This window comes from Paenibacillus sp. FSL R10-2796, from assembly GCF_037965315.1.
Classification (GTDB): Bacteria; Bacillota; Bacilli; order Paenibacillales; family Paenibacillaceae; genus Paenibacillus_AQ; species Paenibacillus_AQ odorifer.
The window spans coordinates 3,440,144-3,457,745 of the sequence record NZ_CP150178.1; the positions used below are offsets into that span (position 1 = coordinate 3,440,144).

Genomic DNA, 17,602 nt, shown 5'->3' on the forward strand with positions numbered 1-17,602 from the left:
TGACCGATAAATAACCAAAAGAGAAGTTGAGGTAATCCACCTATGAATGTGAATGTAACCGATCATGCCGATTCAGCCTATTCGCTAGCTGAGCAGAGGGCGGCTCAGTATTTTATTTCACTGCAATTGCAGTTCAAAGAACAAACTTATGTATCTACTCTCACTGAAGATATTCAATTATGGAAAAAACATCATATTCATCGCCGTTCATGGTTGTCATTTTTCTCTAGAGGGAAAAGGAAACCTGATTCGCAGGATTATCATAGGTATATAGGCTGGCTGAATCTTAACGGTAAATTGGATGATTATTTAGATCGCAGCGTGTCCTATTTATATATGAGGGATCTGGGCAAAGCCTTGGATTCTACTGATACACAAAACAGGATTCAGCGAATGGTTGCTGACATTAGATCTCAATTGATCCCAGACGATTCAACAACGATAAGAGATCAATCGGAATTTATGAGCTTGGCAGGAGTATATCGCTGGGCGCAGAAAGAAGGCGTCGAGACCGCCACCATCTGGGTGATCGACAAGCTAAAGAACGTATCAACCCATATTCCGCAGGAAATGAATGCCGAACAAGCGCAGCGTAAGTTAATTAAGATCATTATCGGGGTCATTCTGCATGTAATGGAGGAAATGGGGGAGAGTACCCCACCTTTGGAACGTTCTAAGAAGCTTAGTGAAGCCATTAGACTTGGTTATTCTTATGGGCTGACTTACCCTTTTATTGATGATCTTCTCGATTCCAGTGTCTTAACGGTTCAAGAAAAAGAGCAATTTTCCCTCATGATACGCGACGCTATCCTTACTAGATCTGTGCCTGAGCTTGGAGAATGGTCCGGAGAGAACATGGAATTCATTCGATACGTACATTCGGAGCTTAGTGAAGCTTTCGAATATATTAAAAGCTATCAACGTCCAGAAATGCAGAACATATTCTTCGAGCAATCCTTTGTGTTTTTTCAATCTCAGGAGCTGGACCGTGTTAAGGAACTTTCCAATGCTAAATACACCAATGAAGAGCTTTATATCCCCATTATCTTAAAATCCTCTTCTTCCCGTTTAATTGTCCGATCCGTTATTAGTGCACCTACAGATGATGGATTTGATCAACGCACTTTTTATTATGGTCTTTACAATCAACTGGCTGATGATTTTGCAGATATGTTTGACGATATGAAAGAGGGAGCGGTAACGCCGTATACCTATTTTCTGAAATACCGTGATCAACGTTCAGATTTGATAAACCCTTTTGAATTATACTGGACCGTCATCTCTCATCTAATCCATTCCGTATATCACTCCGATGTCAAAACCCGTGAAGTGATTCTAGATCGAGCAATTAACGGTTTGAAGCGTTGTAAAGTACGTGTGGGTACTGAAAAGTATAAAGAGATTATGGAGATCTTTGCTTCGGGTCAACCCGAATTTAATCGACTCGTGCAGCAAATGGTGTTGAAAGCTGATGATGTGGATTTTTTTGACAAACTACTAAGAGATCAAATGCTTACGAATTTAAAAAACAACAAGCAGGAAAAGGTGGATTTTCACAATACGATTCAAAAGGTTCGTGGTGAAATCAACAATCAATTGCCGATTAATAAACCTGTTGGGACACCAGCTATGAAAGAAATGTTAATTGATGCAGCCAATTATAGTTTAGAGGGTGATGGCAAGCGAATACGACCTATTCTGACTTGGGTTATGGGGGTGAACGAATACGGATTAGACAGCGCGGCAATTGTGCCGCTTTTGAGGTCTTTGGAATATATGCATACTGCATCCTTAATTTTCGATGATCTGCCCTCTCAGGATAATGCCCCCACTCGAAGAGGCCGTTCAACTCTACATGAGGTGTATAATAGCGCAACGGCGGAATTGACAGGACTCTTTCTAATTCAGAAATCGATTGAGGAACAGGCATCCCTTTCTACATTCGATGCTAAATCCGTAATTGCTTTAATGCAATATTCAGCTCAAAAGGCGGAAGATACCTGCATGGGGCAAGCGATGGATTTGAATTCTAAAGGGAAAGCATTGACGCTAGAGCAATTAAATATGATTTGTTTCTATAAGACGGGCATTGCGTTCGAAGCTTCACTAGTTATGCCAGCGATTCTCGCACAGGTTAAGGAGACAGAAATTGAAGCTTTGAAGAAATTTGCTTATCATGCGGGGATTGCTTTTCAGATTAAAGATGATTTACTCGACTTGGAAGGGGATTTACAATTACTGGGTAAGCCCACAGGGCAGGATGTTGAGAATAACAATGCAACGTTTGTCTCCATTCTGGGTTCAGAAGGCGCTAGAAAAGAGATGTGGGAGCACTATTGTCTTGCCATGGAGGCGCTAAAAGAGATCCCCCGCAATATCAATTTTTTAAAACATCTATTGAATTATATGGTTAATCGTGATCGATAAATATGAAAATGGAGTGTTGGCATCTTTGCCAGCACTTTTTTATGAAAAAAATCAATCGTTTTTACGTTCAACTCCGTCTTACTTATAAGAACATCAGAACGATGACTTTATCCTAATACCGACACTGACAAAAAAAGAGGGGGTGTGGTGAGTGGTGGATAGGACGATGGACGAGGTCAGAATGGTTGATTTTGCCCGAATGGATGAGGAAGTTTTCTTTAAACGCCTGTATGTGGAGCATCGGAAAATGTACACTGTCGCTTATAGTTATCTACGGACAGAAGCGGACGCGTTAGAAGTTGTACAAGAGGCTTCATGTCGAGCCTGGATGAAACGTAAGAAGCTTAAAGATGAACAGTCATTTACACCTTGGTTGATTCGAATTACGATCAATTGCTGTATGGATGAACTACGACTAAAAAAACGAGTGATTCCTACGGAGAAGCTGGCAGAGGTTGCAACTCAGGAAATGAAAAGTAACGACCGGATTGATCTGGAACGTGCTCTGAACCGATTAAAGCCCAAATATCGGCATGTGGTACTTCTTAAATATTACAATGACATGACTACAATCGAAATCGCAAAAGTGCTAAAAAAACCTGAAGGTACAATCAAAACCTGGTTACGCGAGGGACTTAAACAGCTTCGTAATGTGCTGAAGTGATATGGGAGGTGAACGGAGTGACAGATAAAGAAGATCGTATTTTGCAGAAAAATGTTGATGAAATGAATCAGAATACTGAAACTTTACAGGAAATGAAAATTTATAACGCGATGCGAAAGGGAATTATGGAAGGAAAAAAACGTGAGAAACGCCGCGTTTATACCGCAGGTTTGGGAGTGATCGCAGCTGCAGCCGCAGCCCTTTTATTTACATACTCTTCAATCGGGTTACCGGCCAAGGAAGTGGCTGAACCTTCAGTTCAAACCGCCAGCCCTAAAAATACAGATGATTTTGCAGCTTATCGTTCATTTTCAAGGTTAGAACCAGCGCTTGCTAGTGCTCTGGAAGAGAATCTCGTGATGCCGGTGGGTCAGAGCGCGGAAAACAAGGGGTACCGAGTGGATGTAACTGGTGCAGTAACAGATGGAAGGAAGGTGTATATTCTATACAGTGTTCAGAACAATACAGACAAAGAAGTTATACATGCGAATTTTGCGCTTCAATATGAAGGCATACAGGATTCGAATCTACATAAAGGTGCTGCACTAAGTATGCTTGCCAGCGATAACCGAATTCAACCAGGCCAGTCTAAGGATTTTATATACACTACTAGTCTTTCACCAACGGTTAAATATCCAAAGGAAGTAAACTATAATGTCATTCTCACTGAAACTTCAGATAAGGCGCTACAATCCAGTAGTAATAAGTACCGGACTAATCTGGATGTTGCTTTCGAACTTAATCCTGATATGCTCAAAGCACAGGAAAGAATTCTAAAAACGGATAAAACGCTGACAGTTGACGGGCAAAAGATTAAAGTGAATCTAGTGCAATATACACCGCTTAGTACCTATGTAGATTTGGAGTATGATCCGAACAATGATAAACAAATTTTCCAATTGATTAATCCAGTTCTGATTAGTACAAATGGGGGAGCTACCGAAAAATTATTTTACCCCGACATCATCAACTCTGACAATTCTGAAGTCTATTCGGACAACACCAAGTTTACACTGGTGTTCAGGAACAGCCAGAGCAGTCTAAACCGTCAGCCAGACACCGTTTCATTAAAAACCTTTGGTATCTCGGCAGTGGAAAAGAATAAAATGAAAATTGTTGTCGATCTCAATAAGCAGCAAATCATTGAAGCACCGGGAAGTGGCCTTGAGCTTGTTGTTCCAACGCAAGAGAATTATGCAGATGAAGGAGAGATCTTGTTGCGGCATACAATTACTGATGCCGAATATTTAAAATACTACACTAGACTTGCTGAGACTTTTACTGATGCGGAAGGAAATGTGCATAAAAGAGCAATCAAAACAACTTCGGCAGGAAACTTCGGTGGCTACATGACTTCAAAGGAGGGTACAGCCGTGGATGAAATGCGTTATACTTTTGGAAAGGGAGCGAAAGATTATCCTCAACCCCTAACGATTACGCTAGAGAAATATATTAATCCGATTATGGATACGCAAGCCGTAGAGTTATTTTCTAAGTAATAGATTAAGCTTAACGATTAATAATCTTGTATTTGTTGTAATCCTATAGGAGGTAGTTATGCGTAAATATAACACTGTAATCTTTGATGTGGATGGAACCTTAATTGATACAGAAATCGCTGTTCTGAGTTCTCTGCAAAAGATGTTAAAGGTGGATCATAACAGAGAGTATGAATTGTCAGAGCTCTATTTTGTGTTAGGTATTCCCGGTTCAGCTTCATTACCACAACTTGGGATCGAAGATATTCATGAGGGCAATGAGAGATGGAATGTTTTCATGAAAGATTTCTATGATACTATTAACATCTTTGACGGAATTGTAGATGTAATGAGTTCATTACAGTCAAAAGAGATCGTTCAAGGAATTGTGACTTCCAAGACAAGAGATGAGCTGAATGACGATTTCGTTCCATTTGGCTTAACTAAATATTTATCATATACCGTTATCGCAGAAGATACAGCAAAGCATAAGCCACATCCAGACCCCTTGCTAGAATTTATTAGAGTATCAAAAGCAAACCCTGAATCATCTATTTACATAGGGGACACGATCTATGATTATGAATGTGCAAGAGATGCTGGTGTCGATTTTGGATTAGCTTTATGGGGATGCAAGCAGCATGAGCATATTCCCGCGAAATATAAATTTGAAACTCCGCAGGATATTTTAAAGCTGCAATTGTAAAGTGAATAGGGTGAATATATAGCAGAGCGGCATTTTGCCCTCTGTTTTTTTAATGGAAAAACCTTCATTGTATGTTCTTAACATTGACTCTTCTCTATCTTATCGTTAATATTACCTCTGTGCTTCATTGCCCAAAAGCCTAAAAGCTTAAAAGCTTAAAAGTAAGGAAGCACCGCAATCTCCGAATTTTATCCCAATCACAATGTTAAGGAGCACTATCGTTATGGACCGTCAGCTTAGTTTTTCAAAAAGTATGATTATCATCGCTTTTATTTTCGCACTTCTTTTTGTATCTATTTTCCTATTAAAAGCAGAACCTCATATCCCTCTTCTCGCAACCACAGTTGGCACAGCAGTCTTATTGGGTTTATTTGGCGTGTCATGGAAAGATATTGAGGCAGCTATCATTAAAGGCATCCAAACAGCTATAATGCCCATTCTTATCCTCATGTTGATCGGAATATTGATCGCTGTATGGATGATGAGTGGTACGGTGCCTACACTTTTATTTTATGGTATGGATTATATTAATCCGAACTACTTTGCAGTAAGCGCGTTATATGTCACAATTGTCGTCTCTATGTTTACTGGAAGCTCATTCACCACCGTTAGCACGATCGGTGTAGCTTTGATGGGTATTGCTTTGACGACAGGGATTTCTCCCACACTTGCTGCTGGAGCGATCATTTGCGGAGCTTGTTTTGGTGATAAAATGTCACCCTTATCCGATACGACGAATTTTGCACCTGCAGTGGTAGGTATATCCTTGTTCACACATATTCGTAATATGATGTACACAACGATTCCAGCGCTTATTATAACTACTGTCTTTTTCTTGTTCGCACCAAAAGCCGATGCGATTGATTTATCGTCGATTCAGGGGATTAAGTTTGCTCTACAAGATGGATTTCATATCCACTGGTTAACGTTGATCTCACCACTTGCCGTTATTATTTGCTCAATCAAACGAATCCCAATCCTTCCTACACTGATAGTTGGTATTGTTACTGGTCTTCTAGTGACCGCTATTATTCAGCAGCAGGCAGAAATCGGTGTCTGGTTCAGTGTGATGCAGAATGGATACGAAAGTACTATTGCCAATGAAACCGTTGCTTCTATCGTTAACCGAGGTGGAATGCAATCAATGATGAGTTCCGTTTCACTTATCTTGATTGCTTTATCATTAGGCGGGCTAATACAACATTGTGGTGTCATAGAGGCTTTTTTTCGCAAAATCATTCAACCCCTCAAACGTAAAAGCAGTATCGTGCTTATGAGCGGCGCATCATCCATTGCGGTTAATGGGATGACTGGTGAACAGTATCTTTCTATTTTGTTGCCTGGTCAAATGTTCAAAGATGAATATAATCGCCGAGGCATTCCAGCAAAGACACTATCCCGTACGTTAGAGGATTGTGGAACCCTTGTTAATCCTTTAATTCCTTGGGGAGTTAGCGGTGCTTTTTTCGCTGCTACACTAGGTGTGCCGGTAATTGAATATATACCTTATGCCACCCTTCTGTGGTTAAGCCCATTCATTACGTTTGCGTATGCTTTGATCCCGCAGCTGCAAAAGAATTCGCTAGGCTAACCTTCTCTGAAAGAATGTATTTATTGAACGGATATAAAGAATAATAAGAGTGATTTCTGATTTATATCTGGGGAATTCAGCGGGGGTATTGCTAGTGAGTCGCAATAAGTTACAGGACAGAATCAGGTTAGCAAATGTCGAGACTAAACATGCAGAGCAATTTAATAATTTATTGCGTTATGTATTTCAAGTGACGAATCGTGATTTACAAATCTTTGGTTGGGAAAATCGTGAAATCACCCAAGCGAAGCTGCCAGTTCTAAAGTATGCTGATGTAGTCGGTTGGTTTGATGGTGATAAATTGATTTCACAGTTAGCAGTATACCCATTTCAAGTAAATATTTTTGGGCGAATTTATGAGATGGGTGGCCTGACGGGTGTTGGAACCTATCCCGAATATGCTAATTTAGGTTTAATGAATAAGCTGATGTTGCATGCATTAACTAAAATGCGGGGCCGCAAGCAATCAATTTCTTATCTATTTCCGTATTCTATTCCGTATTATAGGCGGAAAGGCTGGGAGATCATTACCGATAAAATCTCATTTGAAGTTCCGGATACCCAGCTGCCGAAAACTAAAAAAGTTCCTGGGAACGTGGAGCGGGTAACTATTGAACATCCAGATATCAAGGAGATATATGATCAGTTCTCCATGCAGCATCATGGAGCTATGCTTCGAAATAAGTTGGCTTGGGAAGAATATTTACGCTGGGATCTGGATGAAATGACAGTGGGCATCTACTATAACAATGAAGATTTGCCCACAGGGTATTTGTTGTATTGGGTTGCTGAGGAGATCTTTTACATCAAAGAAATGGTATATATTAACGAAGAAGCTCGCGTGGGATTATGGAACTTTATAAGTGCACATTTTTCGATGATTACTCTTGTCAAAGGGGATATTTATAAAGGGGAGCCGCTTTCCTTCGTTTTAGATGATGGTGACATCAAGGAAACCATTGCTCCTTATTTTATGGCCCGGATAGTGGATGTGCAATTATTTATCGAACAGTATCCGTTTAAAAAACAGGATAAAGATGGTTGCCTTATCTTCACCTTGAGTGATCCGATGCTGGAATGGAACCGGGGTACATTTACACTTAATGTGGATAAAGATGGAACAGGTGTTTTGCACGCAGGAGGGACTAACCCTTCCTTGTTGATTGACATTCCTACTTTAACCACGATGTTAATGGGCTATAAGCGACCTACCTATTTGGCTAGGATCGGTCGGATCCAGGCAGATGAAGCTACAGTTCAATTCCTGGAAGGGTTAATCAGGCCAGAACATCCTTATTTCTCTGATTATTTTTAAAAAGCATACTCTAATGAGTGTGCTTTTTTGTTCTTTTATAGTAGAATTGATTCTCGGCAACACTAAATGATATGGGGTGTAAGAATGGCGATTAATTTCACCAAACCAATGATCCAAAGGTTAGAACAAGAAATCATAGAGGTAGAGAGCAAGCTCAAAAACGTGAAGAACAAAAAAGAAAAATCCAAATTCAAAATTAATCAATTAGAACAGGATATGAAATTTAGCAAGTCTCACACAGATTTGAGCAGTAAAATGACGCGAATCAAAAAGCTTAACGATGAGATTAAGAACATGAATCGACTGCAAGCTGATCTTTCCAAAGAATTAACAGCAAAGAAAAACTCGTTAAAAAAACTCCTGGTAAATGGAACCGCACCTACTACAATTGATTCCACAAAAGGATAGTCGATCATGGCTGCACAGATGAAAAACCGCGTAATTGGCGGTTTTTATTTTTTTACCAGCTCATTTGTTTCTCCCCTTAACAAGGAAATCTCATGCTTATAGGGTGCGTTTACATATTTCTTTTCACCGATGGAGGGAGTCTCTAGGAGTTTGGGAATGGTTGACAGTTGAGGATGGTGGACCACATATCGAAGCGCCTGAAGGCCGATATATCCGTGTCCTATATTTTCGTGCCTGTCTTTATGTGAGCCCATGATATTCTTTGAATCATTGACGTGAATTACCTTTAGTCGCTCTATTCCGATCAATCGATCAAATTTATCCAATATGCCATCAAAATCTTCTTTTACGTTATAACCGGCATCATGGATATGGCAAGTATCCAAACAAATTGATAGACGCTCATTATGGGTCACTCCATCAATAATGGCTGCAAGTTCTTCAAAAGAGACTCCACATTCACTACCTTTTCCAGCCATAGTTTCTAATGAAACCTGAACATTTCGTTTATCTGTTAGCACTTCGTTTAAGCCTTCCACGATCCGAGAGATTCCAGCTTGAGAGCCAGCACCAACATGGGAGCCAGGATGTAGGACGATTTGGGTTGAACCCAAAGCTTCTGTTCTTATGATTTCTGATTGAAGAAACTCTATACTATGCTCAAAGACCTGTGCCGAAAGTGTATTTCCTAAGTTAACAATAAATGGAGCGTGTACAATAATATTAGAAATACCGTTATCTCTCATATGAGCATGTCCTGCTTCAATATTCAAAGCTTCAATGGGTTTGCGGCGTGTATTTTGTGGGGCTCCGGTATAAAAAAGGAAGGTGGTCGCTCCATAAGAGGCTGCCTCTTCACTAGCTCGAAGGAGCATTTTTGTTCCGGTCATAGACACATGAGAGCCTAGGAGTAAAGACATCGGGGTTGACACTTCCTTTCCTCTGAAAAGAGAGCCATATTTAGTTACTATATATCCTATATGTCTATTATTATTTGTGAATTACCCGGATTATATGTATTGGTATTACAAGAAAGTAGGATGTTTTTTAGGGAAGATCAAGGTTGTCTCATCTGATTTATTATTTATGAGAGACAACCTTAGCGACCCGGAATTTAGCGCTAATTAGCAGCGGAAATAGTCTCACCTTGAATTGGTTTTAAATTTTTCTCCCATTTAACTCTGATTGCCCGGGAAGTGAATAGATCAGCTCCATCTGAGATTTGGAAGTGTAGATGGGCCTCGCTCGTATTACCAGAATTACCTGTTAAGCCAATAACTTCACCTTTTTCGACTTTATCCCCCGGTTTTACAGTAACTGACCCTTGTTTGAGATGCGCCAAATGACTATATTCCCCGCCATGATCAATGACAACGATATTTCCGGTAGCTTGATTCGGATTCATGACCCCAACTGGCTCATTGTCTTTAATGTCATTCACAACCGATACAACGGTGCCGTCCGCTGGAGCGAGAATGTTTTTGCCAAAGGCATAATAGCTTTCATTTTTTAGTGGATCTCCTGTATAGGAATAGTTATCTTTGGTTTGTATAAAATCGTAAGCGTACCGCTGGATTTCTAACTCATAATGATAATTCACAAGCACATTTTCACCACCCCAAAATACATACCAATCTCCCTCAAACGGCAGTGCGTATTCATGTTTGCTTAGTACATTGTCGGTTTCAGGAGAAGGGGTAAGCTCTTGAACTTGAATTAATGTAATCGTCCCATCCGGATCAAACATCCCGACAAGCCCCTTATTGCCAGCATCACTAACCCATGTGCGTCGATCAAATCCATTAAGCTGCATGGTCGATGCCTTTTCCAATGCATGGATACCCTTAGTGAATTCTTTTCCTGTCTCTGTTAATTCTGCTTCACTTATTTCATCTTTTAAAGGCTGATTAAAGCGGGCATACAACTCCTTGTACTTCCCGTCCAGTAGAATCTTTGATAGTTCATCTGGAGCAAATCCGCTCAGAATGGCAGCTGTGGCCGGGCTTGTTGTCTGCTCCGCCTTTTCAGTAGTCGGCACATCTGCATTCTCTCCTCCACAGGCAGCCATTAATAAAGACAGTGACCCTACAGCCAAGGCAGTTCTTGTATTCAAAATAACTTTATGAATGATTTTTTTAGGTTTTTTGTTCATATATATCGCCTCCCAGTATTACGATTGTAGCAGTCTATCCTTAGCGCTTCTGAAATTCTATATTAACACTTACATAATTTACTAGCTATTTAATGAATACGAATTAAGCTTCCGTTAAGATTAGTAAGATTGCTAGCCAAAAAAATCATGCTATGATAATAAAAACGTCTATTGTGAAAGGGAAAATTTATATGAATGAGGCTTCAATTTTATTGGTTGATGATGAGGTATCACTTTTAGACATTATGGAGACAGTGCTGCGTAAGGAAGGCTACGTCAATATAGATACAGTGCAAACAGGTGAAGAAGCAGTAAGTGCCTGTGAATCCAAAAAATATGATTTAATTGTGCTGGATGTAATGCTGCCCGGACGAAGTGGTATCGAAATTTGCCCTTTTATCCGGCAGACGACGGATGCCCCTATTCTTTTTCTGACTGCGCGAACGTCTGATTTCGATAAATTAACGGGCTTTGCTATAGGAGGAGATGATTATATCACCAAGCCCTTTAACCCGCTTGAAGTGGTGGCTCGTATAAGAGCACAGCTGCGGAGATATTTTGCTTCTGCTAACCAACAGGCTACTGGCAAGAGTGTAGAAATAGTTCCCCATAAATCTGCAAATGTATATGATTACGGAAGGTTTAAGCTAGATGAGACAGCGGGAGAACTCCTGGTAGAGGGTCAGTCTGTTGCTTGTCCGGCACTTGTATTTCAACTGCTGGTCTTCTTATGCAAACATCCCAATCAGATTTTCAGCAAAAGTGAGTTATATGAGAAAGTATGGGGCGATGAAGCACTGAGCGATGATAATACGGTCATGGTTCATATTCATCGAATTCGAGAACGTATCGAAGCAGACCCGTCCGATCCAAAATTTATTGTTAACGTTAGGGGTCTTGGTTATAAGCTGGTGAAGGTAGACCGCCAGGAGTTGTCCATGCCATGAATATCAAACGTCGGTTAACGTTAAGGTTCGTTCTACAGCTAGCAATTACGGGAATGGTTGTTCTCGCTATTGCAGCAGTAACTTTTACTTGGATGCTGTTGCGTTTTCTCGATATCAGTATTACGCGTGATTTTGCGAATGTTGGCTTAGAGCAACTGGTTGAATCCTCCAAAATTGATGAGAAGGGCATTCAATTTTCCCCGAGCTTGCTGGAGCAAGTGAAGAAGAATAAGGGCTGGCTGCAAAATATCGATGAAAATGGAAAAGTTGAAAGTGCCTACAACACTCCAAAAGATGTCCCAATTCAATATGGACCGGGTGAAGTAGTCGCCTATTGGACAGGGACTCAGCCTTTTCCGTATACTCTAGCTGTATGGATTCAAGAGAAAAATGGGAGACAATTCACGCTTCTTTATGGCGCGCCAAATATACTAGATCCTCTGTTAAAAAAAATGAGCGAAGGTACATTTGATGCAGTAGATGGAGATCTGGTTCTGCCTGATTCGATTGAAAGAGAAATTAAATCATCACAGGCTTTTGTTCAACTCATTGATTCATCGGGTACGGAGCTGCTCTCCTATAATAGGCCAAAGATGATTCCCACCAAGTACTCAGTGCCAGAGCTAGCACTACGCACTCTCTACAGTGAACGTTACGGCTATCATGTCCGATCTTCTTTTGATAAACAAACGGGCCAAACATGGATCGTTGGACAACCGAACGTAAAGGGTGCAGATACAGGACAAAAGGTATGGGTACCTGAAGAAGTTAAAATTGTTATTAAAGGCTCATTAGCAATGCTCGCGACTTTATTGCTTGCATTTATATTGCTTTCTTTATGGCAAGCTCATAGGTTTGGAGCGCCAATGCTGCATATGCTTGTATGGCTCGATTCCATTGGAAATGCCATATATACAGAGCCTATGGACCGTAAAGGAAATCGTCGTAGTCGAACCCACGTAGGTAAATGGAGGCGGAGATACCGGGTTTTTTCTGATGTTATGGTATCCATAGAGAAATTATCTGCTAATTTGCAGAGAGATCAGGCGTTGCGGCAACAAACAGAGAATTTGAGGGAAGAATGGATCGCAGGTGTTACACATGATTTAAAAACTCCTTTATCTTCTATAACTGGTTATGCCCATTTACTGGCGGAGCCTTCGTATGATTGGTCGAAAGAGGAAGTTCGCAAGTTTACAAGGACGATGCTGGATAAATCAGCCCATATGGACATGCTGATCAGTGATCTTGCCATGACCTATCGGCTAAAAACAGGGATCAAGCCACCAGAGCTGATGGAGGTGGAATTGAACTCTTGGCTACATCAAGCCCTTGATCAAGCTGCTGCAAATCCCGAATATGGGAAGCAACGAATTATATTTGTGCCGGCACCAAACGAAGTGAGAGCCCGATTGTATACTCCATGGCTAGAGCGGGTGGTCAACAATTTGACTGCGAATGCTTTACTTCATAACCCCTCGGATACGATTTTAACGGTTTCACTAACTATGAATGATGAGGACAGTGGATTTACTATTCAATTCTCCGATGATGGCGATGGAATGGATGAAGTCACACTTAACCGTCTATTTGAACGTTATTATCGAGGAACGGACACGGTATCTAGCTCCAACGGATCCGGCCTTGGCATGGCGATCTCCAAGGGATTAATCGAATGTATGGAGGGCAGGATTGCTGTTGAGAGTAGCCCTGGACAAGGGACCATTATTAAGTTGAGTTGGAGCTGATCATAGAACCAGCGTTTTTCCTAACGGAAATGACGGTGGTTTTTTTGTTGTGAATATAGTTTTTTAATTCTTCTGTTTATTATCCAGCCAGAGTTGGGATCATAAATAAGTTGACATCTAAACTTATTGTAACTACAATAGTTACAGGTAGTGGTTAAAAATAAATTTATCATCCTAATTTGAGGAGGAAGTAAAAATGAAAATAGCAATAACAGGAGCAACAGGTCAATTCGGATCATTGGTGATAGAAGCTTTACTTAAAACTGTACCCGCAAGTGATCTTGTAGTTAGTGTGCGGAACCCAGAAAAAGCAAGTGATCTTCAGGCACGTGGAGTGGAAGTCCGTCATGGTGATTTTGATCAACCTGAGACGCTGGAATCAGCATTTGCCGGTGTGGATCGATTATTAATTGTATCTGCAGATGGTGATAATGAAACCCGGATTCGTCAACATAAAGCAGCTGTTGCTGCTGCGGAAAAAGCAGGCGTCGGCTTCATTGCCTACACAAGTGTAGGACAAGCAGACAAGAGTGAACTATTTCTTGCTGAAGTTCACCGCATCACCGAAGAAGCTATTCGCGCAACAGGCATTCCTTACAGCTTCCTCCGTAATAACTGGTATTTGGAGAATGAGATCGGCTCCATTCAAGGTGCTCTAGCAGGTGCCCCATGGGTGACTTCAGCAGGGAATGGTAAAGTTGGCTGGGCTACACGCGGAGATTATGCAGAAGCTGCAGCAAATGTTCTGACAGGTGACGGACATGAGAACACAGTGTATGAATTGTCTGGCAACCCTTTAACACAAGAGGAATTGACTGAGATCATAGGCAGTGTAATCGGTAAAGAAATCAAAGTAATCCAGGTTGACGACGAGGCTTATGCCAAGACCATGTCGGAGGTGGGTGTCCCAGAAGCTGCGCTTCCAATAGTTGTAGCTATACAACGTGGGATTCGTGAAGGTTGGCTTAATATTGAAAGTAGCGATTTAGAGAAACTGCTGAAACGTTCAGCTACTCCTCTTGCGGATGTCATTCGTGTTATGGTCGGTAATTTACAAGCATAATAATATAAAAGATAAAAGGCTTCCTCGAGGTTGAAAAACCAGTGAGGAGGCCTTTTTTTTTTGTTGATAGAGGATGAATCAAATACATAACTTTTCACTATTTTGCCTTGTTCATAATTGTGTTAGTTTAGTTTAACTAGTTATACTAAAAGAAATGGAAGATACTTTGAGTGAGTACATAATCTGGCGAATAAGCGAAGGAGATGATTACAAATGAAAAGAAATATCTTGGTGGTATCGGGAGCGGCGGTTGTTGCATTAGGTGCGTATTTGTTATTGGGAGGTATCGATAAGGATACGCCTTCAGCACAAGATACAACCGACATTAAGCAATTAGTGCAAGAATATAGTTCAAGCAGTCTGGAAAACCTGTCCGCGTCTATCACTTCTGAGCAACTTATTGTAACCGATAGTAACAATAAAGAGAAAACTTACGACTTGCCTAAAGATGAGTTTTTTGTTTCTATAGCTCCATATGTGGAGAATACGCATCCTTGCGCAACACATAGCTTGACTGGCTGCCAAGGTGAATTAACGGATGATGAGTTTAAAGTATATATTGAAGACAGCGAAGGCAATGTGATTGTGGATCAAGAAATGAAATCGCTATCTAACGGATTTATTGATCTTTGGTTACCCCGGGACAAAAAATATAACGTAACCATTGAGCAGGATGGAAAAGCAGCAAAATCTGAGCTTTCCACTTTTAAGAGTGATAATACATGTGTTACCACTATGCAATTGGCAGAAAATATCTAAAAAGATGCAGAGAGAAGACTTGAAAAACGAATGCTCAGCAGGATGTTTCTGAAGCGATGTCGAAGTCGTTATTCATAATCCAATTAGATCTTCCTTCTGATGTATTCTGTATTGGACTTTCGCCAAATGTCCATCGTATCGGACTCCATTGCAGCTATTTTAGATTTTCGCTGCATTTTTCAAGCTTATCGGACTGCATAGCTCTTATTGGCTTGTAATGGCACAGAATTGGAGTGTATTTAGGGAAATAACTGCATCTGGGTCCGATAACCTGGTGAAATGCTATAAATCTACGAAATAAGTGCACCTCGGTCCGATCTAGCGGAGAGTTAGAAAGTGTTTGGGTAAAAGGAATCCAAACTATCACACGAATGATCAAAAGAAATTGCTTTACAGAAGAGAGGAGAGAGATGAATGGTTAAAGAGCTGATCATTGGGGATGTTTTGCAAGAGCTGGCTGGTACACGTCGGATACTGGAGAAGCTGCCTCAGGAGAATATGACATGGAAACCACACTCTAAGTCAATGAGCCTGGGTGGGCTGGCCACACACCTCGTTAATCTTCTGAGCTGGCAATCCGCAATTCTACTTTACTCGGAGTTTGATTTGGCATCTGTGGCATATCGACGAGAAGCACTGGAGAGTCCCGACGCGGTTCTACAAGAGTTCGACCTGAAAGCTCGTGAGATTGAGGAATTAATTACTGCAAGCAATGTGGAGATGCTCGGCGCGGAGTGGACCTTACGGAACGGGGAGCAGATCATCCGTCGTCAGACACGGGCAGCTGCGCTTCGTACCATCGGATTGAATCATATGGTTCACCACCGGGCGCAGCTTGGAGTTTATCTGCGGCTGCTTGACGTGCCGGTACCTGGTCTTTACGGACCCTCGGCTGATGATTTAGAATTAGCAAACGGTGAAGGTTGATAAGTGAGGAAGCCCTGCACTGCCAAGTAAGTTCAACATATAGCTCTTACCTGATATATTGGAGTATTAAGTTACCTCCAAACATAAGGTAATGGGCTTATTTACTTTTTTCTAGTATTACACTAAATAAAACTCACGGAGGATCGGAAAGTTTGGGTTGACACTTTAGTTAATTTGGAGATATTATAGATTCATTAAGTCTATGATGGAACGAATATTTTTTTTGGTTTAATAATAGACAAAAAGAGTCTTTAATATCTGCATATAGGAGATGATTCATATGATTTACGATTGCATTATTGTTGGTGGTGGACCCGCAGGCTTGAACGCAGCCCTTGTTCTTGGTAGGGCAAGAAGAAAAGTAGCTTTAATTGATAATAATCAGCCAAGGAATGCTGTTACCCATGCATCACATGGTTTTATTACAAGAGACGGGGTTACACCAGCCGAGTTTCGTCGCATTGCGTATGAGGAGGTACTACGTTATCCGTCAGTTGAGCATATCCAGACTGAGATTATTTCGATTAACAAAAATGATTCTGGATTTGCGGTACATGATTCGTTTGGTCGTCACATTGAAGCTCGCAGATTGATTTTGGCGACCGGGTTAAAAGAGGTCCTTCCTGAGATAGAGGGCTTACGACCATTATACGGAAAAAGTCTGTTTAATTGCCCGTATTGTGACGGCTGGGAACTACGAGATCAACCCCTTGTCGTTGTTTGCGAAAATCCACATGTTTTTCATATGGCTAAAATGCTGCTCAATTGGAGTAAAGATTTGGTTATCTGCACGAACGGCAAGACATTCCTTTCTGATGAACAGAAAAAAAGTCTTGAGGCTAAGGGAGTTGTAGTCAATGAACAAACAATTTCCTCTTTTATAGGGCATGACGGGCAACTTCAGGCGGTTCGCTTTGCAGATGGTACTGAGATCTTAAGAACGGGAGGGTTTATTTCTCCGAATTTGATCCAAACGGCATCAATCGTAGACCATTTGACTGTAAAGCGGAATGATTCTGGTGGGTTTAGCACGGATGGTGCGGGGAGAACCTCGATTCCAGGATTATATTCGGCTGGAGATGTTTCTTATTTTATGCCTTCTCAGTTAGTGTTTGCCGCGGCTGACGGGAGTCGGACAGCTATGAGTGTAAATATGGATCTTATAGAAGAAGAATTTGAACTTTTTTAACGAATTATGGGTAGGAAGTTGAAAATAATAAATATGCATGATAACATAATTACAAATTAATGATCGGAGTTGAAAAGTATAGTGTAGTAATTATTCTTGCGTCCCATGATGAATAAAACAACAACAATGGTTTATTTCGTTTGTTTTATTCTTTGTATGCAAGAAAGTTACTACTTCTTTTCACTCGAAAATATATCCATATCTAACTCCATTTGGGGCTGGATTTGC

The 17,602-nt window shown here is 40.9% G+C and carries 15 protein-coding genes; 13 read left to right on the forward strand and 2 right to left on the reverse strand.

Features of this window, described 5'->3' with window-relative positions:
* Window positions 1-42 precede the first annotated feature (42 nt).
* The 7 genes from NST58_RS15750 (at window position 43) to NST58_RS15780 (ending at window position 8,589) form a co-directional block, all read left to right on the forward strand.
* Window positions 43-2,427 (forward strand): polyprenyl synthetase family protein, encoded by a 2,385-nt coding sequence (locus NST58_RS15750; protein ID WP_339248671.1) that lies wholly within the window; start codon window positions 43-45, stop codon window positions 2,425-2,427.
* A gap of 151 nt (window positions 2,428-2,578) precedes the next feature.
* Window positions 2,579-3,091: an RNA polymerase sigma factor gene (locus NST58_RS15755; protein ID WP_306066376.1), complete on the forward strand. Its 513-nt coding sequence runs from the start codon at window positions 2,579-2,581 to the stop codon at window positions 3,089-3,091.
* 17 nt (window positions 3,092-3,108) lie between these two features.
* Complete coding sequence (locus NST58_RS15760) at window positions 3,109-4,590, forward strand: DUF4179 domain-containing protein (RefSeq protein ID WP_339248673.1); 1,482 nt, start codon at window positions 3,109-3,111, stop codon at window positions 4,588-4,590.
* A gap of 58 nt (window positions 4,591-4,648) precedes the next feature.
* On the forward strand, window positions 4,649-5,275 hold the full coding sequence (locus NST58_RS15765; protein WP_076303786.1) for an HAD family hydrolase: 627 nt from the start codon (window positions 4,649-4,651) through the stop codon (window positions 5,273-5,275).
* Between the two features lie 223 nt (window positions 5,276-5,498).
* Window positions 5,499-6,866, forward strand: coding sequence for a Na+/H+ antiporter NhaC (gene nhaC, locus NST58_RS15770; RefSeq protein ID WP_076184555.1), 1,368 nt, complete (start codon window positions 5,499-5,501; stop codon window positions 6,864-6,866).
* A 94-nt stretch (window positions 6,867-6,960) separates the two neighbouring features.
* Window positions 6,961-8,181, forward strand: a complete 1,221-nt coding sequence (locus tag NST58_RS15775; protein ID WP_076280668.1) for a GNAT family N-acetyltransferase — start codon at window positions 6,961-6,963, stop codon at window positions 8,179-8,181.
* 84 nt (window positions 8,182-8,265) lie between these two features.
* Window positions 8,266-8,589, forward strand: coding sequence for a hypothetical protein (locus tag NST58_RS15780; protein WP_076190400.1), 324 nt, complete (start codon window positions 8,266-8,268; stop codon window positions 8,587-8,589).
* A gap of 44 nt (window positions 8,590-8,633) precedes the next feature.
* Here NST58_RS15780 and NST58_RS15785 read toward each other — a convergent pair whose 3' ends face one another.
* On the reverse strand, window positions 8,634-9,509 hold the full coding sequence (locus tag NST58_RS15785) for a deoxyribonuclease IV (RefSeq protein ID WP_076184557.1): 876 nt from the start codon (window positions 9,507-9,509) through the stop codon (window positions 8,634-8,636).
* Between the two features lie 200 nt (window positions 9,510-9,709).
* Window positions 9,710-10,741 carry a M23 family metallopeptidase gene (locus NST58_RS15790; protein WP_076125730.1) on the reverse strand — a complete coding sequence of 344 codons (1,032 nt, stop codon included), beginning with the start codon at window positions 10,739-10,741 and terminating at the stop codon, window positions 9,710-9,712.
* A 191-nt stretch (window positions 10,742-10,932) separates the two neighbouring features.
* On the opposite strand from NST58_RS15790, the gene NST58_RS15795 reads away from it, so the two are divergent.
* From NST58_RS15795 to NST58_RS15820, 6 genes are all read left to right on the forward strand, one after another.
* Entirely contained in the window at window positions 10,933-11,688 is a 756-nt protein-coding gene (locus tag NST58_RS15795) for a response regulator transcription factor (RefSeq protein WP_036677929.1), read from the forward strand.
* A complete protein-coding gene (locus NST58_RS15800; protein WP_248548241.1) occupies window positions 11,685-13,436 on the forward strand; it encodes a HAMP domain-containing sensor histidine kinase in 1,752 nt (583 codons plus the stop codon). The genes NST58_RS15795 and NST58_RS15800 overlap by 4 nt, the downstream gene beginning before the upstream one ends.
* A gap of 196 nt (window positions 13,437-13,632) precedes the next feature.
* Window positions 13,633-14,499 carry an SDR family oxidoreductase gene (locus NST58_RS15805; protein ID WP_248548242.1) on the forward strand — a complete coding sequence of 289 codons (867 nt, stop codon included), beginning with the start codon at window positions 13,633-13,635 and terminating at the stop codon, window positions 14,497-14,499.
* A gap of 213 nt (window positions 14,500-14,712) precedes the next feature.
* Complete coding sequence (locus tag NST58_RS15810) at window positions 14,713-15,258, forward strand: CueP family metal-binding protein (RefSeq protein WP_248548243.1); 546 nt, start codon at window positions 14,713-14,715, stop codon at window positions 15,256-15,258.
* A gap of 414 nt (window positions 15,259-15,672) precedes the next feature.
* On the forward strand, window positions 15,673-16,185 hold the full coding sequence (locus tag NST58_RS15815; RefSeq protein ID WP_076125721.1) for a DinB family protein: 513 nt from the start codon (window positions 15,673-15,675) through the stop codon (window positions 16,183-16,185).
* A 280-nt stretch (window positions 16,186-16,465) separates the two neighbouring features.
* Entirely contained in the window at window positions 16,466-17,374 is a 909-nt protein-coding gene (locus tag NST58_RS15820) for an NAD(P)/FAD-dependent oxidoreductase (protein ID WP_339248676.1), read from the forward strand.
* Window positions 17,375-17,602 lie beyond the last annotated feature (228 nt).